This is a genomic window from uncultured Polaribacter sp. (assembly GCF_947497125.1).
Classification (GTDB): Bacteria; Bacteroidota; Bacteroidia; order Flavobacteriales; family Flavobacteriaceae; genus Polaribacter.
The window spans coordinates 204,276-225,521 of sequence record NZ_CANMFI010000005.1 but is presented as its reverse complement, the minus strand read 5'-3'; the positions used below and the strand labels follow the sequence as shown (position 1 = coordinate 225,521).

Annotated in this window: 18 protein-coding genes; 2 read left to right on the top strand and 16 right to left on the bottom strand. The window is 34.1% G+C overall.

Annotation, left to right across the window (positions count from 1 at the left end; genetic code table 11):
• Positions 1-74: 74 nt before the first annotated feature.
• The 16 genes from Q0678_RS09520 to Q0678_RS09445 all read right to left on the bottom strand — a co-directional run bounded on the left by Q0678_RS09520 (position 75) and on the right by Q0678_RS09445 (position 19,677).
• A complete protein-coding gene (locus tag Q0678_RS09520; RefSeq protein ID WP_069674109.1) occupies positions 75-530 on the bottom strand; it encodes a heme-binding domain-containing protein in 456 nt (151 codons plus the stop codon).
• Positions 531-1,145: a DUF3347 domain-containing protein gene (locus Q0678_RS09515; protein ID WP_069674108.1), complete on the bottom strand. Its 615-nt coding sequence runs from the start codon at positions 1,143-1,145 to the stop codon at positions 531-533. It abuts the gene before it with no gap.
• 32 nt (positions 1,146-1,177) lie between these two features.
• Positions 1,178-2,950 (bottom strand): efflux RND transporter periplasmic adaptor subunit, encoded by a 1,773-nt coding sequence (locus tag Q0678_RS09510; RefSeq protein ID WP_298949608.1) that lies wholly within the window; start codon positions 2,948-2,950, stop codon positions 1,178-1,180.
• On the bottom strand, positions 2,947-3,663 hold the full coding sequence (locus Q0678_RS09505) for a PepSY domain-containing protein (RefSeq protein WP_298949610.1): 717 nt from the start codon (positions 3,661-3,663) through the stop codon (positions 2,947-2,949). The genes Q0678_RS09510 and Q0678_RS09505 overlap by 4 nt, the downstream gene beginning before the upstream one ends.
• A gap of 6 nt (positions 3,664-3,669) precedes the next feature.
• Positions 3,670-4,401 (bottom strand): MauE/DoxX family redox-associated membrane protein, encoded by a 732-nt coding sequence (locus Q0678_RS09500; RefSeq protein ID WP_298949612.1) that lies wholly within the window; start codon positions 4,399-4,401, stop codon positions 3,670-3,672.
• Positions 4,401-5,639, bottom strand: coding sequence for a TolC family protein (locus Q0678_RS09495; protein ID WP_298949614.1), 1,239 nt, complete (start codon positions 5,637-5,639; stop codon positions 4,401-4,403). Before Q0678_RS09495 ends, Q0678_RS09500 begins: the two co-directional genes overlap by 1 nt.
• Positions 5,629-9,336 (bottom strand): efflux RND transporter permease subunit, encoded by a 3,708-nt coding sequence (locus Q0678_RS09490; RefSeq protein ID WP_299057098.1) that lies wholly within the window; start codon positions 9,334-9,336, stop codon positions 5,629-5,631. The genes Q0678_RS09495 and Q0678_RS09490 overlap by 11 nt, the downstream gene beginning before the upstream one ends.
• Before the next feature lie 272 nt (positions 9,337-9,608).
• Complete coding sequence (locus tag Q0678_RS09485; RefSeq protein ID WP_226742850.1) at positions 9,609-10,022, bottom strand: hypothetical protein; 414 nt, start codon at positions 10,020-10,022, stop codon at positions 9,609-9,611.
• Positions 10,023-10,096: 74 nt separating this feature from the next.
• Positions 10,097-12,049, bottom strand: a complete 1,953-nt coding sequence (locus Q0678_RS09480; RefSeq protein ID WP_299057092.1) for a heavy metal translocating P-type ATPase — start codon at positions 12,047-12,049, stop codon at positions 10,097-10,099.
• A gap of 11 nt (positions 12,050-12,060) precedes the next feature.
• Positions 12,061-12,267: a GDCCVxC domain-containing (seleno)protein gene (locus Q0678_RS09475; RefSeq protein WP_081653185.1), complete on the bottom strand. Its 207-nt coding sequence runs from the start codon at positions 12,265-12,267 to the stop codon at positions 12,061-12,063.
• The gene (gene merTP, locus Q0678_RS09470; RefSeq protein WP_299057087.1) at positions 12,267-12,860 is read right to left on the bottom strand and encodes a mercuric transport protein MerTP; all 594 of its coding nucleotides are present in this window, start codon (positions 12,858-12,860) and stop codon (positions 12,267-12,269) included. Before merTP ends, Q0678_RS09475 begins: the two co-directional genes overlap by 1 nt.
• A 61-nt stretch (positions 12,861-12,921) precedes the next feature.
• Positions 12,922-13,335, bottom strand: coding sequence for a Fur family transcriptional regulator (locus tag Q0678_RS09465; RefSeq protein WP_299057085.1), 414 nt, complete (start codon positions 13,333-13,335; stop codon positions 12,922-12,924).
• A gap of 2 nt (positions 13,336-13,337) precedes the next feature.
• A complete protein-coding gene (locus Q0678_RS09460) occupies positions 13,338-14,531 on the bottom strand; it encodes an efflux RND transporter periplasmic adaptor subunit (protein WP_299057082.1) in 1,194 nt (397 codons plus the stop codon).
• Positions 14,532-14,535: 4 nt separating this feature from the next.
• Positions 14,536-18,870, bottom strand: coding sequence for a CusA/CzcA family heavy metal efflux RND transporter (locus Q0678_RS09455; protein WP_299057079.1), 4,335 nt, complete (start codon positions 18,868-18,870; stop codon positions 14,536-14,538).
• Positions 18,871-18,989: 119 nt separating this feature from the next.
• Positions 18,990-19,385 carry a hypothetical protein gene (locus Q0678_RS09450; RefSeq protein ID WP_299057076.1) on the bottom strand — a complete coding sequence of 132 codons (396 nt, stop codon included), beginning with the start codon at positions 19,383-19,385 and terminating at the stop codon, positions 18,990-18,992.
• A 64-nt stretch (positions 19,386-19,449) separates the two neighbouring features.
• Positions 19,450-19,677, bottom strand: coding sequence for a hypothetical protein (locus Q0678_RS09445; protein ID WP_298949636.1), 228 nt, complete (start codon positions 19,675-19,677; stop codon positions 19,450-19,452).
• A gap of 110 nt (positions 19,678-19,787) precedes the next feature.
• On the opposite strand from Q0678_RS09445, the gene Q0678_RS09440 reads away from it, so the two are divergent.
• Both Q0678_RS09440 and Q0678_RS09435 read left to right on the top strand, forming a co-directional pair.
• Positions 19,788-20,177 (top strand): hypothetical protein, encoded by a 390-nt coding sequence (locus Q0678_RS09440; protein WP_298949638.1) that lies wholly within the window; start codon positions 19,788-19,790, stop codon positions 20,175-20,177.
• A 290-nt stretch (positions 20,178-20,467) separates the two neighbouring features.
• Entirely contained in the window at positions 20,468-21,073 is a 606-nt protein-coding gene (locus tag Q0678_RS09435) for a recombinase family protein (RefSeq protein ID WP_299057074.1), read from the top strand.
• The last annotated feature ends 173 nt before the right edge of the window (positions 21,074-21,246 follow it).

Below are 21,246 nucleotides of genomic sequence, written 5' to 3'. Positions count from 1 at the left end.
AATACTTTTTATAGTGCCTGAAATGGGAAGGGCTATTAACCAACCAACCAGTATTTCCTTCCCATATCAGGGCATTATTTTAATGTTTCTTTTAGGTTCTTCATATAATCAATAATCAAGGTCTTTTCAGAATTGGACAACTTAGCATCCTTGTGAATCAAGGTGTAAGATGCTAGTGGCATCTCATCATCTTTAACCTGACTAATTATTGACTTTAGTTTGCTGTTTTTTCTTCGGTTGGAATACGCATCCCATTCATTGAAATTCAATTCTTCCTTTCCTTCATTAATGTGGTCTTCTAAAAACCAAGCAACAGGTTGTACCTTATTGTACCAAGGGTATTCTGTGTTATTACTATGACAATCATAGCAGGACTCTTGTAATAATGCGCTTATGTTTTCTTGGGTGTTGTTTACCAACAAGAAGTCAGTTTTTGGCACAGTATCACTTTGATTGAGGTCTGTGGGCACAAACTGTATGCCCACAAATCCAACCAATAAAATCAGTGCTATGATTTTTACAATTTTCATTTAGTTAATTTCTCGCTGTACTTTACCACATTTCAACATCTGGCTTCCATAATATGGATTGCGTATTTCTTCCTTTGTACTCAACCAAGCTGTACCGCCATCATACATTGGACAAAATTGCTCGTATAGTTTCACTTGTGTTCCCGTAATAGCTACCATATCAGTAACATCTTTGCTCAAAACTTTAAAATGTTCGCGTTGGTGTTTAATATCACTTTCACTGATATGTTCTGCGTGCTCGATAGCATCTTCCATAATGTCCTTTAATTCTGATTGCTGAGCATCCGTATATTTTGAAATGTCAAGCTTTCCTAATGATGTTGCGAGGGTTGCACCCAATTCTTTAGCTTTGGCATTATCATCTGCCACTAAGGCATCCTTTAAGTTGAAATAGTCATTTAATATTGTTTGGGAATTTCCATCTCCGTTCATTGCCATTTCCTTTTTATCCACATCGTGGTGACCATCGGAATTATCGTGGTTCATTTTTGAATGGTCTTCCTCAGTAATCATTTCAGAATTGGTACTGTTTTCTGTTTTCGCATCTTTACAAGACATTGCTGATAAGCTTATAAATGCCATTACCATAATTGTTGTTAATCTTACTTTTTTCATTGTTTAAAATTTAATTGTTATTACTTGATTTATTATTCTATTACTTGTTTTACTTCTCCACAGGTTAGCATTGCGCTGCCAAAATATGGATTGATTACTTTTTCTTCTTTGCTCAACCAATATGCACCATTGTTGTTATCTGCCATAGGGCAAAATTCCACATAAACCTTTTCATTAACACCAAACAATTGAACAGCATTGATTAGATGTGATGATAAATATTTAAAATGGTCTCTTTGTGCTTTTATATCGGATGTTTCAGAAATTGAGGTCGCTGAAGGTTTTATTTCCTTTTCTAATGACATCCAATGATTATGCGCCTTATTGTTTGATAACAATTTCATATCTACTCTGGTTAAATTGTTTAGTAAACTTATTACACTTTCAGAAGCGCCTTTTGAGTCTTCTTTCACTAAAGCATCTTTTAAATTGATATACGCATTGAAAACAGCTTTTAACTGCTCTTGAAATTTCGCTGATACTTTCAGACGCTCATTCATAATAGTGTGGTCACTTTCTGTGTTGGGTGAATTGTTATCCATACCTAAATGACCCTCGTGACCTGTCATTACTTTACCACCATCTTTATTCATCAAAGACTTTTTGCCTTGTAATTGTGCTGCTGCATCAACCGTAAATGTACCGTTAGTCACTATTTCATTTCCAACAAATAATCCTTCTAAAACTTCATATTCATTACCAATTTGATTGCCTAATTTAATTTCACGCATTTCAAAAATAGTTTGGTCTGGATTTGTTTTAAGGTACACCACAGAACGTTCACCTGTCCATAACACAGAAGATGAAGGAATTGTTAATACTTCGTCATTTTTAGCTGTACTGTCTTCAATATTTGCGATTACAAACATTCCTGGTTTAAATACATCGTCCTTATTGTTTAAAACAACACGCAAGGTAACAGTTCTTGTTTTGGTGTTTAAAACTGGGTCAATGAAATCAACTTTACCTTTAAATTCTTTATTAGGATAGGCATTGGTTGTTATCATCACTTCCTGTCCTTTTTTAAAGCGGTTAATCTGATTTTCATACACATCAAAATTTCCCCAAACTGTGTTGAGATTGGCAATTTTTAATATGGGTTGACCTTGTTTAATGTAATCGCCTTGCTCTACTAATTTTTCTGTAACAGTACCCGAAAAGGTTGCATACACAGGAAAGTTTTCTTTCACTTTTCCTGTTTCTTCAATCTTATTAATTTGATTTTCAGAGAGCTTCCATAATTTCAATTTATTACGGACTGCTTTGTATAAAGCAGGTTGTGATTCTTTTAAAGATGCTGCTGTAATTAATTCTTGTTGTGCTGCATAGAGTTCTGGCGAATAAATGGTTGCCAATAATTGACCTTTACGAACTTCTTCGCCTGTAAAACTCACATTCAAACGTTCAATTCTTCCAGCGAAATAACTTACCTGTACTGCATTTGCTTCTTCGTTTTCAGCAATTTTACCAGATAATTTGATAGTATTGCCTTCAACATTGCCTTTACCAACAATAGATGTTTGAATATTAGCTAAAGCAATTGCGTTTTCAGTCAATTTGAATTGGTCTGCTAATAAACCATCACTTACACCATCAGCAGGAATTAAATCCATACCACAAATAGGGCAATCTCCTGCTTCTGGTTGCATAATCTGTGGATGCATTGAACAGGTCCACATTTGATTGGTTTCTGTAACTGCATCGTGATTATGGTCTGTTTCTTCTTTTGGTGAGCCACCAAACAGTATCCACCCTAAAAGTAGACCAACAGCTAATATTCCGAGATAAACTATATACTTTTTCATTTCTTTATTTTTTTTCGTTTTAATAATTTCCTAATTGAAGGTGACGAGGTGTACCACAACAAAAACCCACTTAAAACGGTTATCAATCCTAAAAGTGAAAAGGCTCTCAAAACAATGGTATTAAAATTGTCTCTGCCTTCATAGTCCATGGTATGTGTCATCCATAAAAAATCAAACCAACGCCAAGAACGATGTCTTACGGTTTGAAATTTTCCGTCGCTTACAGAAACGTATGCTTTTAGTGCTTCATCTGTTTTATATGAGATAACATAAGCAGGTAGTAGTTTTTCTCGATACTCGTGGTGTTTTCCAGTTTCCGTAATTTGCTCAACAGATTCTACCTCTAAACCACTTTTCATATGGTTTTTGGCAATATAGAGTGCCTCTTTCTGCGTAATACTATTTTTTGGCATTCCATCTAAAGCATTATACAATTGCTCTTTATTTATCCAATAGTACGGTGCATTATCAATATCTCTTAATTCAATAGTCTTTATACCATTTGGAACATCCATTTCTGAAGGACTTATTAAACTATTAAATGCTTTGGGTTGATACTTCAAGTTTTTAAATTGGTCTCCGTGTATTTCATCGATGTTCGTCCAACTAAAGTATAAACCACTAATAGTCCAAAACAGGAATTGAATCCCTAAAAAGAGACCCAAATACCTGTGGGTTTTTCTAATTTTTAACGCAGTATGCCTATTTACCATAACAATTTAATTTATAAGCATTAATGTCGCCATTACAATCATAATAGCATTTTCAATAAAAGTGGCTTCTGTCATAGGTAATTTTAAAGCAGTACCTAAACACGCACATCGTATTGATTTTTTGTCCAATAATGTTTTTGTTACTCCAATTGTTGTTATCCCTAATACTATAAGTGTAATTATTAAAGCTATATTAATTTCAAACCGCAATAAAAACATCAGTCCTAAAGCTGTTTCAATAAATGGATAAACTTTCCCATAAAAAGGAACACGTTTAGCTAAAGGGTCGTACATACGAAAGGATTCAGGAAAGCCTTTTAAATCTAACATCTTGAAAAAACTAAACACGATGTAAAATAACCCCATAAAGTCGAGCATAAAAGCGCTCCAAGTCCAATTTTTATAATGTAATAATACACTTGCAGTTGCTATATAAAAAATGATAAGCAATAAAGGTTTTAGCTGTTGTAATTTACTTTTTTCTTCTTCCATAGGCATTGCCGACATACTTGAAGATGCAAACACATTCTTCTCTTTCTTTTCAGATAAAGTATACTTTTCTGGTAATGCTTTTTGTAGTATATCAGTTGAAATATGTTTATTCATTTTCACTTCTGCCTCACCTTTTTCAAGATTAACAGACACCTCTGATACGTGGTCTATTTTACTTAAATATTTCTCGACGGAAGCCTTACAGTTATTGCAAGTCATTCCCGCAATCTTATATGTGTGTTTCATTATTGCTGTGTTAAATAATTAATAATCGTTGATTGAACATAATAAGTTCTAATTGATTCTATTTGGTTCATTTGAAACTTTAGTTGTAGTTCTTGAATATCCAAAACATCATTAAAATCTATCGTTCCTGTTTCGTAGCTTTTGATTAAAATGTCTTCTGCATCTTTAGCTTGCTTTAAGTTTTTTGTTTGAGTAGCATAACTTATTCTTGCAGAAATGCTTTCGTTATTTGCTTTGTCTAAAAGCGTTTCCAATGCATTTAAACGTTCCTGTTTTTGAGCAGTAATTTCCTGCTGCTGCAAATCATTTTGTTTGGTTTGGGATTTATATTTCTTATTGAAAATTGGGATAGATACCGAAACCATTGGCATTACAATATCCTTTCCGTTATCGCTGAAATCCATATTTGGTCTTTCAGCAACATTGATATAATCTAATCCAAAACCAATCATTGGACTGCTTTCTTTTTGATTTAATAATTCTGATTGCTCTATGGATTTATAAAGTTTATCATATTTTAGTAATTCGGGATGTAATGCTAAATTTTCAGAAGTAATATCAAAGTCTTCAGAAGGTATCAGTAAACTATCTACCACATTCACGGTAACATCATTATCTCTATTCAATAGATTATTGAAGTTAGTTTGTTCTGCTAAAAATTGTTGTTGCAATACGTCTTTTAATTGTTGCATTTCGTTCTGACGCATTTGCAATCGCAACACATCTACTGCGGATGCTTTACCAACCTCAACAGATGTTAGTGCTAATGTTTCGTAAGTTTCTAATAGTTTGATGTTTTCAGTTAACACCTCTTGCTTTGCTTTGTTGGCGTATAGATTAAAATAGGATTGTGATACCGAAGCCATTAGTTTTCGCTTTGCGATAACAATGTCCTCGTATTTAGCATCTGCCAATGAACTTACATAGTTTTCTCTCGATGTAATGGTTCCGAACCACGGTAACATTTGTTTAGCAGATACTTTAAAGCGTTGTGCACCTGTTCTGGTTTCCGGTTCACTTACAAAGTAACCAACACCAAATTCGGTATTAGGAATGGTGTTAACCTCGTTTACTTTTTCAGAAGCTCTTTTGTATTGTAACTCAAACTTTTGAATTTCTGGATTTTTTGTTAAAGCTTCATCAATAAATATTTCTAATTGTTGAGCGTTTGTAAAGAAACTCAAGAAGCAAGAAACAAGAATCAAGACGAGTTTAATATTTATTATTTTATTTTTCATTTGATGTTCTTTTAAGTTGAACTTCTGCCTTCCAGCTATACAATACTGGTACAACAAACAAAGTGATTAAGGCAATGAGCATTCCGCCAAAACTTGGAATTGCCATCGGAATCATTATGTCGCTTCCTCGACCTACAGAGGTTAATACTGGTAATAATGCTAAAATGGTTGTAGCTGTAGTCATTAAACACGGTCTGATTCTTTTTTCACCAGCTTCTACAATAGATGCTCTAATTTCCTTTTTATTCTCTGGTATATTTCTATCAAAAGTTTGCGTTAAATAGGTTGCCATTACTACACCATCGTCTGTTGCTATACCGAAGAGTGCAATAAACCCAACCCAAACTGCTACACTTAAATTAATGGGATGCATCTGGAATAAGTCTCGCATATTTTCGCCAGCGACATTGAAGTTTAAAAACCAATCTTGACCATAGAGCCAAATCATTATAAAACCACCTGCAAAGGCTACTGCGATACCTGTGAATACCATTAAGGACGTACCAACCGAACGGAACTGAAAATACAGAATTAAGAAAATGATTGCCAATGCTAACGGTACAACAACCGATAAGGTTTTTTCTGCTCGTAACTGATTTTCATACGTTCCTGTGAATGCATAGTTGATTCCTTTTGGAACTATCAATTCACCAGAATCTATCTTTTCTTGAATTAATGCTTGTGCATTTTTAACAACGCTTACTTCTGCAAAACCATCCATTTTATCAAATAAGACATAGCCAACTAAAAAGGTATCTTCACTTTTAATAACTTGTGGACCTTGTTCATAGCGAATGGTTGCCAATTCGCTTAATGGAACAGGACTTCCTTTTTCTACTGGCACATAAATCTGTTGTAAGTCGGTTGGGTTTGCTCGTAATTCTCTTGGGTATCGCACTCGAACACCATATCGCTCTCGACCTTCAACCGTTTGAGTTAATACCATACCACCAACTGCCACTTTTAATACATCTTGAACATCTTGTATAGAAATGCCATAACGTGCAATTTTCTCTCTATCAATATCAATTAACAAATAAGGTTTACCAACAATACGGTCTGCAAAAACAGCTTCTTTTTTAACACCTTCAGCTTCCTTGATGATGTTTTCTAATTGCACACCAAACGCTTCTATTTGCTTTAAGTCTTGACCTTTAACTTTAATTCCCATTGGTGCTCGCATTCCTGTTTGAAGCATCACTAATCGGGTTTCAATAGGTTGTAGTTTTGGTGCAGATGTAACACCTGGTAACTTTGTAACTCTTACAATTTCATTCCAAATATCGTCTGGTGATTCAATTTTTGGTCGCCAATTACGATAGAACTCGCCATCATCGTCGGGAATGAGTTGTTCTTTTGCATTAAGAGATTGCCACGCTTCACTCTGTTCCGCTCGCAATGACATACCGTTTTTCAACACATATTCACCATCATCATTCACTTTATAGCGTTGACGTTCTCCTTTATCATTCAGCATATATTCTGGTTTGTACTGAATGATATTTTCATACATTGATAAAGGTGCTGGGTCTAAAGCTGATTCTGTTCTACCTGCTTTACCAACTACGGTTTCAATCTCTGGAATACTGGCGACAGCCATATCTAATTGCTGTAAAACACGCTTGTTTTCTTCTACGCCAGAATGTGGCATCGAGGTTGGCATTAGTAAAAATGAGCCTTCATTTAATGATGGCATAAACTCTTTACCTGTGTTTTTCATAATGAAAAAACCTGCAATCACAATTGCTGTTGGAACAGACAAAAAGAGCAACTTATTATCTAAACACCACTTTAAAATGCGTGTGTAATATTTGATGAATAATGAGAAAACACCTAATAAACCAAAGCAAATAACACTTACGAAAATAAGATTCCAAAAAATGCTTTTATCAACGCCTAATGGTCTCCAATATTCAGCTAACAAGAATACAATAGCTGATACCGAAATAATGATATTGATAAGATTAGCTTGCTTGTCTGTTATCTTACTTTGAAGATTGAGAAGTGCTGTAATTCCAAACGCTATCAAAATCAATCCTAACCAATACCCATAAATTATGGCTACGATTCCCAATGCTATTAAAACGCCATTTAAAACATATTTAAAAGTGTTTTTAATGTTTTTCTTTCTGAATAAAAATGCAGCAAACGGTGGAATTAAAAATAACGCCACGATTATAGAAGCTGTTAGTGCAAAAGTCTTTGTGAAGGCTAATGGTCTGAATAGTTTTCCTTCCGCTCCAATCATTGTAAATACAGGAATGAAACTGATAATAGTTGTCATAACTGCGGTTACGATTGCGCCAGACACTTCAGCTGTAGCGTTATAAACTACCGTATTAATGGATTGAGTTCCATCATCTTCATCTAAATGCCGAATAATATTTTCTGATAGTATGACACCAACATCGACCATTGTACCGATAGCAATAGCAATACCTGATAAAGCGACAATGTTGGCATCTACACCAAAGAGTTTCATTGCAATAAATACCATTAAAACTGCAACAGGTAATAGTCCAGAAATTAGTATGGAAGCTCGAAGATTAAATACCATAATGATAATTACCAGGATGGTAATTAAGATTTCTAAAGTCAATGCTTCATTGAGTGTACCTAAAGTTTCTTGTATCAGTTCTGTTCTGTCATAAAATGGGACTATTGTTACTTGGGAAGTTCTACCATCCGCCAATACTTTTGAAGGTAATCCTGCACTTAATTCATTAATCTTCTCTTTCACATTATTGATGACTTCCATTGGGTTTGCGCCATAACGAGCCACCACAACAGCACCAACAACCTCTGCACCTTCTTTATCTAATAAACCACGTCTTGTTGCAGGACCTAATGAAACTTTACCAATATCCTTTATCCTAATTGAAGTATAATCTTCTGAAGTGACTACTGCATTTTCGATGTCTGAAATGGATTTCACATAACCCAAACCACGCACTAAATATTCGGCTTGGTTAATTTCCAAAGTCTGTGCACCAATATCCTTATTACTTTCCTTAACCGCTTTTACAACGTGATGCAATCCAATATTATACTGACGCATTAGTTCTGGATTTACGTCCACTTGATACTCCTGAACATAGCCACCAATAGAAGCAACCTCTGAAACACCACTTGCAGAAGATAGAGCATATTTTACATAGTAATCCTGAATACTGCGTAACTCTTGCAAATCCCAACCACCAGTTACATTTCCGTTTTCGTCACGACCTTCTAAAGTGTACCAAAATATTTGTCCTAATCCTGTTGCATCTGGACCCAAAGCAGGATTAACACCTTCGGGCAATAAACCACTTGGTAAGGAATTAAGTTTTTCGAGAATACGACTTCTACTCCAGTAAAATTCTATATCCTCTTCAAAAATGATATAGATACTTGAAAAGCCAAACATAGAGGAACTACGAATGGTTTTTACTCCAGGAATACCCAATAATGATGTGGTTAATGGATAGGTAATTTGGTCTTCTATATCTTGTGGCGAACGTCCATCCCATTTGGTAAAAACGATTTGTTGGTTTTCGCCTATATCTGGTATGGCATCTACAGCAACTGGATTACTTGGTAAGAAACCAGTATCCCTATTGAAAGGTGCATTAACCGTTCCCCATCCTACAAAAAGGACGAGTAGCAGAACTGCTACGAGTTTGTTTTCTATTAAAAATTTGATGCTTTTATTGAGCATTGGCTTTGATTATTAAACAGTTAGACATTGGTTTGATACCTAATAAACTTCAAAATAATCGATTGAATTAGTTTCTATTTCCTTTATATTTCAATATAAAATAGAACCGTAACTTTGGCTATGCTTATATTTTCTATTTCATCTAAAGAAAATATAATTCAAATTCACTATCAATCATTTTAAAATTCATTCGGTATTAAGAAAACACCGAATACAGCGAATTATCCTTACGACATTGCAGTCATAGGATAAAAAAGTCTATTGTTTAAAAATCAAATTAAGTATGTTTCGTCAATCTTGTAGAGTTGCCTTATGACGAGTGGCGGTTTATATTCTTCGTAAGTAGAAACGTTATTTTCTAAACCTTCAAAAAGGTTAATGTAAGTGTAAACAAATGAAGCTAAAAATACTTGTTGTTCAAATGTGATTTTGTCAACTTGCAATTGTAATTCGTCTTGACCTTCAATTGCTAATTGTTTATCATCACAACAATTTTTCTTGGTAATAGAACATCCTTCGGTTGAAGGCTTTTCCATTTCCATTCCGCACCCTTTGGCTTTATGAAAAATAGCAGTTTCTACTAACGTATCTCCGCAATAATGCATATTCACAGTAAATGACATTGTAGAGAATAACACTACAAAAGCCATTGCTAAAGACATTATTTTATGGAAAAATTGCTTCATATCTATTTGCAAAGGTATAAAAAATTTTAACAACTATTGATTTTGTTTAACAGAAGTTTAATTGATTAATCTGCTTAATCCCATTTCATTTTCTGCAATCGAACTGCATTTAAAATTGCTAATAATGCTACTCCTACATCTGCAAAAACAGCTTCCCACATTGTGGCTAAACCACCTGCTCCTAATATCAAGACAATAACTTTAACTCCAAACGCTAAAATGATATTTTGCCAAACAATTTTTCTTGTAGAACGACTTATTTTAATGGCTCTAACTACTTTTGAAGGCTGGTCGGTTTGAATGATAACGTCTGCTGTTTCAATAGCTACATCACTACCTAAACCACCCATTGCAATACCAACGTTACTTGCTGCTAAAACAGGTGCATCGTTAATACCATCACCTATAAAGGCTATTTTGTTTTCAGGATTTTTCTTTAAAATTTCAACTTCGTTTAATTTATCTTCTGGAAGTAAACCACCTTTAGCATTTTCGATATTCAACTCTTTAGCGACTTGTTGCGTGATGGAATCTTTATCACCGGAAAGCATCATAATATTTTTAATGCCTACTTTGTGTAATGCTGTAATAGTTTCTTTTGCATCTTCCTTTAATTCATCTGCTATGACTACATAACCTGCAAATTGATTATCGATTGCAACTAATACTATCGATTCTACAATAGATTCCGTTTCAGATGGAACATTTATATTATTCGCAGTCATTAAGGCTTTATTTCCTACTAAAACTGTTTTACCATTAACAACGCCTTTTAAACCTTTACCTGCAATTTCAGAAACGTCTTGTGCTTTAAAATCTTCTCCTTCAGCTTTGTACTCTAAAATGGCTTTAGCAATTGGATGCGTGGATTGTTCTTCCATCGCCATTAAGTATTGCATAAATTCGGTTTCATTCCAACCGATTGCTTTTACTTCTTTGATTTTAAAAACACCTTTGGTAACGGTTCCTGTTTTGTCCATTACCAAAGTATTTATCTTGGTCATTGCATCTAAAAATGAAGCACCTTTAAATAAGATTCCATTTTTTGAAGCTGCTCCCAATCCACCGAAATATCCTAATGGAATTGAAATCACTAACGCACAAGGACAAGATATTACCAAGAAAATTAATGCTCTGTATAACCAATCTCTAAACACATAATCATCTACAAAAAAGTAAGGTATAAAAGTAACACCAATAGCTAAAAACACTACAATTGGTGTGTAGATACGAGCAAACTGTCTGATGAATAATTCTGTTTTAGATTTACGTGCTGTTGCATTTTGAACCAAGTCTAATATTCTCGCAATAGAACTGTCTTCAAACTTATTGGTTACCTCAACTTCAATAACGCTTTCTAAATTGATACTACCTGCGTAAACCTTTGCTTCTTTCTGAATGGAATCTGGTTTGCTCTCGCCTGTTAACGCTGCGGTGTTTAGAGATGCTTTTTCGGATAATAAAATGCCATCCAATGGAATTTTTTCACCTACACGAATTTGAATTTTTTCACCAATATTTACAGCTTCTGGCGACACACTAACATAATCACCATCACGAAATACATTGGCTTCTTTTGGTCGAACATCTAATAAGGCTTTAATATTTCCTTTTGCTCTATTAACTGCTGCGTTTTGAAATAATTCTCCTACTGCATAAAATAGCATTACTGCCACACCTTCAGGATATTCACCAATAACAAATGCACCAATGGTTGCTATAGACATTAAAAAGAACTCTGTAAAAACATCACCTTTTTTAATACTATTCCAACCCTCTTTTACGACTGGAAATCCTACAGGTAGATATGCCAAACTGTACCAAGTAATACGAATCCATCCTTGAAATTGAGGAATCGCATCAAAATAATCTATAGCGATACCTACCATTAACATAACAAAACTTATAATAGCAGGAATGTATGTTTTGAATGCACTTCCATTTCCGTGGTCGTGACCATCATCGTGAGAATGTTGTTCTTCTGAATTTGGTTTTAAATCTCTTAAATTGACTTTCTTTTTTTTCATTTAGTTTTGTTTTAGCAACAACTTTTGTTTTGTTGAATTGGTGGACAAGGAACTGTACCATAAGAACAATACACACAACAATCACCTTCGTTTGGTTTTAGAACCGTTTTACAATGCTCACACTCGTAAAAGAATTGACAAGCGTTAGTTGGCATATCTTCCACTTTTTTATGACCGCAGTTAGGGCAAGTGATTTCCGATTTTAATATGGTTTGCATCAATTTTCTTTTTTATCAGTTACTTTATAACCTGTAGCATTAATTGCTTTCTCAATCTCCAATTCATTGGTTTTAGTTTCGTCAAACTCAATGATTGCGTTACCATTTTCGTATGATGTTTTTGAGTTTACAATTCCGTTAAGTTTATTTACTTCGTGGTTTACGTGAGCTTCACAACTGGCACAGGTCATACCACTTATTTTATACTCTGTTGTTTTGATATTTGAGTTATTAACTATTATGATTTGTTTTTCGGTTTTTGGATATAACATACTTGAGTAGTATGGGAAAGCCAACATCACAATTGCAAATGCTGTTACAATACCTAAAAAAGTTTTTGACTGCATAAATTTTGGTTTTTCATCCGTTTCACATTCGCAGTCTATTTCTTTTTCTGGTTTTAATTTTTGATACCAAGCAAACAGAAGAACTAATATTGTTAGCCCTATTAAGTAAGGTCTAAATGGTTCTATCCAAGAAAAAGTTGAAGCTACACCACTTGTTCCTGCAATTAATGCCAAAACAGGTGTAATACAACACAATGAAGCTGTGATTGCTGTAAGCAAACTTGTTATCGCTAATTTACTTTTCATATATACTTAATTCTTTGATTACAAAAATGCAATTAAAAAGCGTGCAATGGAAGAGTATTTATTATCCACTGCACTTATCACATATACCTTTTACAACCAAGTTTACATTCTCTGACACAAAACCATCTGGCACTTTTATTTGTGGAATTTTATGGTCAGTTAAACAAACTGTTTCATTACAATTATTGCAATGAAAATGCAAGTGTAAATCGGTTTCAATTTCACAGCTGCAATCTTGCTCACATAATGCATATTTTACTGTACCCGTGCCATCATCTATTTGGTGTACAATATCCTTCTCAACAAATGTTTTAACTGTTCTATAAAGTGTTGTTCTATCCGCTTTTTCAAAAGCGTTTTCTATATCACTTAATGTTGCTGCTACTTGTTTTTCTGCAAGGAACTTATAAATCAATAAACGCATTGCTGTGACACGAATATTTTTTGATGTTAAAAGTTGTTCAATTGTTTCCATAATTAATCGTGGTCTTCCGCTTCTCCTTTTTTCATTTCTGCCATAAGATAATAGGCATTGTTATAAGCGAATTTTGTGTTTTCTTCTATTTCTTCAGTAAATTTAATTGCTACCCATTTGCCATCTTTTTCTCTAACAATCACTTCAACAGGTTTAAAGCTCCAATCATCATTTTCTTTTTCTCCTGAAAATATATAATGTTTATCTCCTTCTTTAAAAATGGCACTTTCCGGTAAAGCAATAGTTTTATTTTTGTCTACTTGAATTTTACCTTGAATATACATCCCAGGAATTAAATTACCTTTTTTGTTTTCTATTTCTGCGTGAACGTGGACTGCCTTTGGGTTGTCCTCAAAGGTTTTACTAACAGAATAGATTTCTGCGGTAAGTTCTGTATCTGGTATAGATTGTACCGTAAAGTTTACTCTCTGACCCTTCTGTACTTTATGGACATCTTTTTCAAAGACCATAAAATCTGCGTGAACGTGATGCGTATTTACAATTTCAAATAATTCGGTTTGTGGCTCTACATACTGACCTATTTTTACTTCAACTTTTTGTACAAAACCCTCTATTGGACTTCGCAATGCTATGCGTTGTGAAATTGTGCCATTACGAACAGAAGTTGTATTGACGTTCAATATTCTTAATTGTGCTTGCAGACCATTTACTATTGCTTTTGAAGCATCATATTCTGCTTCTGCCTTTTGAAAATTGGCACCAGAGCCAACGCCTGCTTCATACAGCTTTTGTTGACGTTCATAATTCTTTTTTAGAAAATTACTATTGCTATAAGCGTTTAAATAATCCGTTTGTAATTTTATAATATTTGGGTGCGATAGATAAGCCACTACTTGACCTTTATTGACTTTATCACCCTCAATCACTTCAATTGAAACAACATTAGCACCAATAACTGTAGTGATGCCAGCTTCATTTTGCGGTGGTACTTCTAACGTTCCGTTTGCTTCCACGTAACCGCTCATATTACGTAATGCCAAGGTGTCTATTTTCATTTTTAAATCATCGAATTGCTGTTGTGAAAGGATTACTTCTTCGCTTTCATTATGCTCTTCGTTAACTTCTGTTTTTTGTTCTTCACTTTGAGAATGATTATCATTTTCTTTATTTCCGCAAGCTGAAACAAAAATGGTTAACACCATTACGGTAAGAATTTTATATACTTTATTTTTCATTATCTTATTGATTAAAATATTGTAGTTGAAATGTGCTTTCTAAATAGTTTACTAATGCTGATTGTGCTTCCAGTTCCGATTGAATGGCTTCTTTTATCAACTGCGTAAATGCAGTATAATCTATTTCGCCTTCTCTGTATGCCAGTAATGCACCTGTTTTTTGCTCTTTTGTTAATGGTAAAACTTGGTCTTTGTAAAACTCCCAAGATGTTTTCCATTTCATATAATTTTCTTTAGCCTGAACAAACCTTGATTGTACTTCCTGTTTTTTGAACGCTACATTGGTTTCCGCTATTTCTTTATCAATTCTGGCACTTCTAACTTGTGCTTTGCTAGAACCTGATAAAAACGGAATTGAAATTCCTGCTTGATAGGTGTAAAATCCTGAATTGCCATTTACTTTTTGTAAACCACCTTGAAGGTTGAATTTTGGTAAATTTTCAGCTTTAGCAGCTCTATAGTTTGCTTCTGCTTCTGTGACTTGAAGTTGAGAAATAGTATACAACGGATGTGCTTCTAAACTAAAGGATTCTACATTTATTTCGCTCTCTATATCAATTTCATCTGAAACTGTATAATATTCATCAGAAACTAACCATAGATTTAATTGTTGTAATGCAATAGCATATTCACTTTTTGATTGCATAAATTTATTCTGAATTTGTAAGGCTTGATTTTTGGCAGCCGAATATTCTAACCGCGAAATAGCTTCTACTTCATAATTTAATGCAACTGCTTTTTCAAAATTGGCATAAATAGAATCTAACTCTTTGTATAAATTATACTTCCTTTTACTTTGTAAGGCATTTGCCCACGCCTTTTTAACTTCCAATTCTAAATCTAATTCTGAAAGCTGAAAGGCTTTTTGGGCTAACTGAATACGTTGCTCCTGTAATTTTCTCTTTGGGGAAATACCAAACACGTCTATATTTGATTGACCAACACCTATAGTTGTATAAATACCTGTGCCATTGTTAATTTCTTCGCCACCAGTAAAAATTTGAGTAGTACCAAAATCGAAAGCAGTTCCTTTTAATTGTTGTTGCTTATCAATTTCAAGCTGTCGTTGTTTTAGACTTGGATAGTTTTCTTTAGCCAATTTCACTGCTTCTTGCATTGAAATAAATGGTAACGAATCTTTTATTTGTTGTGCGTTACCTGTTATTGGCAACAAAAACATAAAAGCTACCATAGCAGTAACTGTTATTACTTTTTTGTCAGTTCTAAGATTGAATGATTTGTTTTCTACCCAATGATATAATATAGGTAAAACGAATAATGTTAATAATGTAGAGGTTAATAAACCACCAATTACAACAGTTGCTAAAGGTCGCTGAACTTCTGCACCAGCTGATGCTGAAATTGCCATAGGTAAAAAGCCTAAAACATCTGTAAAAGCTGTTAACATAATAGGTCTAATTCTTCGCTTTGTACCTTCTATTATTCTATCTTTTAGATTGGTTACTCCTTCTTCTTTTAATTCGTTAAGTCCACTAATCATTACTAATCCGTTTAAAACAGCAACACCAAACAGTACAATAAAACCAACACCTGCCGAAATACTAAAAGGCATATCTCGTAACCATAATGCTACAACACCACCAATGGTTGCCATTGGGATAGCGATGTAAATCATTAAGGTTTGTGGTAACGATTTTAGTGCAAAATATATCAGTATAAAAATGAGCAACAAGGCAATAGGTACAACCGTTTGCAAACGGTTACTGGCACGTTCTAAATTTTCAAAAGCACCACCATAACGAATAAAATAACCAGAAGGTAGTTCTAATTGTGCATCTAATTTAGTTTTAATTTCGCCTACCAACGATTTTACATCACGACCTCTTACATTAATACCTACATAAGTTCTTCTATTGGTGTTATCTCTACTTATTTGCATTGGACCTGCTTTGTAACTTACATCAGCTACTTCGCGAAGTGGAATCTGTGCACCAGAAGGTAAGTTGATAAACAAATTTTGCACATCTGTTATGTCTTTACGATTATGAGAACTTAACCTAACCACCAAATCAAATCGTTTTTCTCCTTCAAAAATAGTTCCTGCTATTCCTCCTGCAAAAGCTGATTGCACAATTTGATTTAACGTGTTTATTTGAAGTCCGTATTGTGCCAATTTACTTCTGTTATAAGTAATTGTCATTTGCGGTAAACCAGTTGTAGCTTCCGCTTTCATATCGCCAATACCTTCTGTACCTGCAATAATTTTAGATATTTCTTCTGCTTTTTGAGACAATACATTTATATCTTCTCCATAAAGTTTAATAGCTATATCTTCTCTAACACCTTCAAGCAATTCGTTAAAACGCATTTCAATTGGTTGCGTAAACTCATAATTCACACCAGGAATTATTTCCACTGCTTCTTTCATTTTTTCGATGAGTTCATCTTTTGTCTCAACGGTTGTCCATTCACCTTTTGGTTTCAGTATTACAAATACATCTGCTAAATCCATTGGCATTGGATCGGTTGGAATTTCGGCAACACCAATTCGACTTACAATTTTTTCAACTTCTGGAAACTTTGCTTTTACAATTTGTTCAATTTTTGTGGTTGTTTCAATCGTTTCTGTAAGTGAGCTTCCGGGTTTTAAAATGGCGTGAAATGCAATGTCACCTTCATCGAGTTGTGGAATAAATTCGCCACCCATTCTTGTAAACATAAAAACTGCAATACCAAATAAGACAACAGAAACGCCAATTATTAATTTTCCTTTCTTTAAAGCTTTTTCTAATAGTGGTTGGTATTTACGTTCTACCCAATGCACGAATTTATCGCCATAAGATTTTTTGTCTGACTTTGGCGCTCTTAAAATAAGTGCAGACATCATTGGAACGTAGGTTAAACAAAGTACCATTGCACCAATCATTGCGAAAATAAAGGTCAATGCCATTGGTTTGAACATTTTTCCTTCAATACCTTCTAATGCCAGTATTGGCAGAAATACAATTAAAATAATCAGCTGACCGAAGAAGGCAGCATTCATCATTTTTTTTGAGGCATCTGCCGCAACACCATCACGTTCTTTAGATGTCAATTTCCTTTTCTTTAGGACTTGCGAAGCAATTAGAAAAACGGTACTTTCTACAATAATCACAGCACCATCGACAATAATTCCGAAATCTATTGCTCCTAAACTCATTAGGTTAGCCCAAACATCAAAAACATTCATTAGTATAAATGCGAATAATAGAGATAATGGAATTGTTGAAGCTACTATTAAACCACCACGCCAGTTACCTAATAAGAAAATAAGAACAAATATCACTATTAATGCCCCTTCAATTAGATTGGTAGCAACCGTTGAGGTCGTTTCTGCTATTAATTTACTTCGGTCTAATAAAGGTTCGATAATGACACCTTCTGGTAATGACTCTTCAATTTGAGCCATTCGCACTTTTACATTCTCAATGACATCGTTTGAATTAGCGCCTTTAAGCATCATAACCAAACCACCAACTACTTCGCCTTCTCCATCTTGGGTTAAAGCTCCATAACGAATAGCGGCACCAAATTGTACCGTAGCAATGTCGCCAACGGTAATTGGAATATTGTTAGTGTTTTTAACCGTAATCTTTTTAATATCCTCTAAACTACGCACCAAACCTTCTCCACGAATAAAATTGGCTTGATGGTTCTTTTCAATATATGCTCCACCTGTATTTTGATTGTTAGCTTCAAGAGCTTCAAAAACATCGGTAATTGTTAAACCAATAGCTTTTAATTCGTTTGGGTCTACAGCTACTTCGTATTGCTTAATTTTTCCACCTATGGCGTTTACCTCAACTACACCTTCTACCATAGCCATTTGACGCTGTACAATCCAATCTTGCATTGTGCGCAAATCAATAACCGAATATTTGTCTTTATACTCTGGTTTTACTTTAAGTGTGTATTGATAAATTTCTCCTAAACCTGAAGAAATAGGACCCATAGTTGGCTCGCCAAAACCACTCGGAATTTGATCTTTGACTTCGTTTAGTTTTTCTGCTACTAATTGACGTGGTAGATACGTTCCCATATCATCGTCAAAAACTATAGTAACCACAGATAAACCAAAACGAGAAATGGAACGGATTTCCTTTACATCAGGCAGGTTGCTCATTGCAACTTCCACAGGGTAGGTTACAAATTGTTCAATATCCTCTGTACCTAAATTGGGGGCTTGCGTAATGACTTGAACTTGGTTATTGGTAATATCTGGAACAGCATCTATTGGTACTTGGGTCATACTCCAAATACCTGCTCCAACAATGGTAAGCGTTAGCAAACCAATAATGAATTTGTTATTGATTGAAAAATCAATGATTTTATTAATCATAGAAAATGTATTAATTCAGTTGAAAACTTGCGGTGCGAATAGGTGCAACGCTTTTATAGAGCAATGCTTACTTTGAGAAGCATCACGTTAGGATATAGCTATCCTTAAAAAAAACTGAATTATACTTTTGGGGGTTGGAAAAGTGATTCCAAATATCTAGAAGTGAAGTTTACTTGATGTAAATTATACTGTTTTTTCTCTTCAAATTTTAGTCGATTGGTTAAAGCCAAATTATTGTTCGCAATAATTAATACCAAAGGGTGACAACACTGATTATGTGAATGGACTGGTGTATTCTCCTTATCTGGGTTATGATGATGCTCTTCATTTTTAGCATCGCTGCCAATGTAGTCTTCAGCTACATATTCAAAGAAAGAGTCTCCATTAACTTTATGGTCTTGATAATGGGTAATAACGTTTGAAATTTCTTTAATTGCGCCACAAAAGTCCATATCTATGCTTATCCCTTGAAAAAAGAATAAAATAGACATTGATATGGAAACGAATATTTTCATATAATTTAGACAAATATACAAATTATTGAATGCAATGGTTGTGCAAAAGATAATGAGTTATTTTTTACAAAAACCATAATTTGTTTTTTGCATCCTCTTGCCCCAAAAACCTATTATCTGTAAATAGCACTTGAAATACTGCTGTTTTAACCTCTTTACGGTTAACAAAGGTTTCACCTAATTCCACACCAAAACGGTGCTCTAAAAACTCATAAAGAGTACCACTCACCACAAGATTTATATACTGGCTAAACTCATTATTCATAAGGATTTTATCAATATCTCCTAACATAATGTAAGAATCAGTATCGTGTACTTTGATATGTGATATATTCAATCTATCATCAATCCTACCATCAACCTCATAATAATTATCATTTATATTATTAAAAGAAGAAATTAATGGGGGGTGAACCTTTAACAAAAGATCAGTTGAGAAAATATGTTTCAGATGGTGATAAATGGATAAAAACATTAGGACGGTTAAATCCAGAATTTTCAAATAGCTATGATGATGCTTTATTAATTGGTAAGAATTTAAATGAAAAAGATGTTCAAAATTTATATTTTGGACAACTAGAACACACTACATATATTGATATAACTGAATGGTTTATTGAGTTTGTAGAGTTATGTTATAAAGTAGCAGATAAAAATATTAAAAACGACTTTGATGAACAGTTTATCGAAGATGTTTTGGATTTTGTGGATAATATAAAAAACAATGGTAGAGAAACTACTTCAGGTGTAAAACTGATTTTTAGAGAAAATTCTGGAAAATTTATTTTTTAAAAAACTTGAGTTTTTACAAAAAATCCAGAAAAATATTCGCTCAGGTCATTGCCCCCCTCTACAGATACCAAAAAAAGAGGTATTTAAGGGGGGATACGGCAGGGAGTGCTGCAGGGAGGTCCCCCACGGTATGATCCTTCACCAATTTTAGTCGGCAAAATCCATTAATCACAATAATAGCGTACACTTTTTTTTATGAGGTTTAGAATAGCGAAAAAGTATAGGTTTTATGCTGCATGAGAGGGTATGCTGCTATAGTTTTAGGGTGTAATATATATAAACCTAAAATTATGAGTAAATCCGTTCTGTATTGTCGCGTTTCCAGTTTAGATCAAAAAACTGACCGTCAACGAGTCAAAGAACATGAATTTGATAAAGTAATTGAAGACAAATGTTCAGGGAAAATCCCAATTTTTGAAAGACCTGAAGGTTTAAAGTTAAAATTGATGATAGATCGAAGCTTAATTAGTTCTATATCTGTATGGCAGATTGATCGTTGCGGAAGGGACCTTCGTGATATTATTAATTTTATTCACTATACTACAGAGAAAAAGATACCTGTAAAATTCATTTCCCAAGGACTAATCACATTGGACGAGAATGGGAACGAGAATTCGATAGCAAAAATGGTCATATCAATTCTTGGGGTAGTCGCAGAGATGACCAGAATACAAATTCTAGAAAATCAGAGACAGGGGATCGAACTGGCCAAACTCGACCCAAATAAATACTTAGGAAGAAAACCCGGATCGGTTGAAGATCCTATTAAATTCTTAAGTAAGAAACGAAATCGGCAAGCTCTTGATCTCCTAAAGAACGGATATAAGAATATTGAAGTAGCTAAAATTGTTGGGCTACATCCTAATACTATTACTAAGATCAAACGACACCTTTAATGGACACTTTTTTCATGTATTACTTCATTATTGTTGGAGGGTTATTCTTATTGAATCTGATTTATAAAATAATTAGATTTATAAAATCTGATGGTGAAGACTGGCAATTTCAATCGGCACATGAGGTATTAGAGTGGTGTCTAGAGTTGTATCCAATTCGAAAACAAAAACCA

What these genes read in the sequence shown, in the direction of transcription:
- Q0678_RS09520 (WP_069674109.1), bottom strand. Translation starts at nt 530, where the DNA reads ATGAAAATTGTAAAAATCATAGCACTGATTTTATTGGTTGGATTTGTG.
- Q0678_RS09515 (WP_069674108.1), bottom strand. Translation starts at nt 1,145, where the DNA reads ATGAAAAAAGTAAGATTAACAACAATTATGGTAATGGCATTTATAAGC.
- Q0678_RS09510 (WP_298949608.1), bottom strand. Translation starts at nt 2,950, where the DNA reads ATGAAAAAGTATATAGTTTATCTCGGAATATTAGCTGTTGGTCTACTT.
- Q0678_RS09505 (WP_298949610.1), bottom strand. Translation starts at nt 3,663, where the DNA reads ATGGTAAATAGGCATACTGCGTTAAAAATTAGAAAAACCCACAGGTAT.
- Q0678_RS09500 (WP_298949612.1), bottom strand. Translation starts at nt 4,401, where the DNA reads ATGAAACACACATATAAGATTGCGGGAATGACTTGCAATAACTGTAAG.
- Q0678_RS09495 (WP_298949614.1), bottom strand. Translation starts at nt 5,639, where the DNA reads ATGAAAAATAAAATAATAAATATTAAACTCGTCTTGATTCTTGTTTCT.
- Q0678_RS09490 (WP_299057098.1), bottom strand. Translation starts at nt 9,336, where the DNA reads ATGCTCAATAAAAGCATCAAATTTTTAATAGAAAACAAACTCGTAGCA.
- Q0678_RS09485 (WP_226742850.1), bottom strand. Translation starts at nt 10,022, where the DNA reads ATGAAGCAATTTTTCCATAAAATAATGTCTTTAGCAATGGCTTTTGTA.
- Q0678_RS09480 (WP_299057092.1), bottom strand. Translation starts at nt 12,049, where the DNA reads ATGAAAAAAAAGAAAGTCAATTTAAGAGATTTAAAACCAAATTCAGAA.
- Q0678_RS09475 (WP_081653185.1), bottom strand. Translation starts at nt 12,267, where the DNA reads ATGCAAACCATATTAAAATCGGAAATCACTTGCCCTAACTGCGGTCAT.
- merTP (WP_299057087.1), bottom strand. Translation starts at nt 12,860, where the DNA reads ATGAAAAGTAAATTAGCGATAACAAGTTTGCTTACAGCAATCACAGCT.
- Q0678_RS09465 (WP_299057085.1), bottom strand. Translation starts at nt 13,335, where the DNA reads ATGGAAACAATTGAACAACTTTTAACATCAAAAAATATTCGTGTCACA.
- Q0678_RS09460 (WP_299057082.1), bottom strand. Translation starts at nt 14,531, where the DNA reads ATGAAAAATAAAGTATATAAAATTCTTACCGTAATGGTGTTAACCATT.
- Q0678_RS09455 (WP_299057079.1), bottom strand. Translation starts at nt 18,870, where the DNA reads ATGATTAATAAAATCATTGATTTTTCAATCAATAACAAATTCATTATT.
- Q0678_RS09450 (WP_299057076.1), bottom strand. Translation starts at nt 19,385, where the DNA reads ATGAAAATATTCGTTTCCATATCAATGTCTATTTTATTCTTTTTTCAA.
- Q0678_RS09445 (WP_298949636.1), bottom strand. Translation starts at nt 19,677, where the DNA reads ATGTTAGGAGATATTGATAAAATCCTTATGAATAATGAGTTTAGCCAG.
- Q0678_RS09440 (WP_298949638.1), top strand. Translation starts at nt 19,788, where the DNA reads ATGGGGGGTGAACCTTTAACAAAAGATCAGTTGAGAAAATATGTTTCA.
- Q0678_RS09435 (WP_299057074.1), top strand. Translation starts at nt 20,468, where the DNA reads ATGAGTAAATCCGTTCTGTATTGTCGCGTTTCCAGTTTAGATCAAAAA.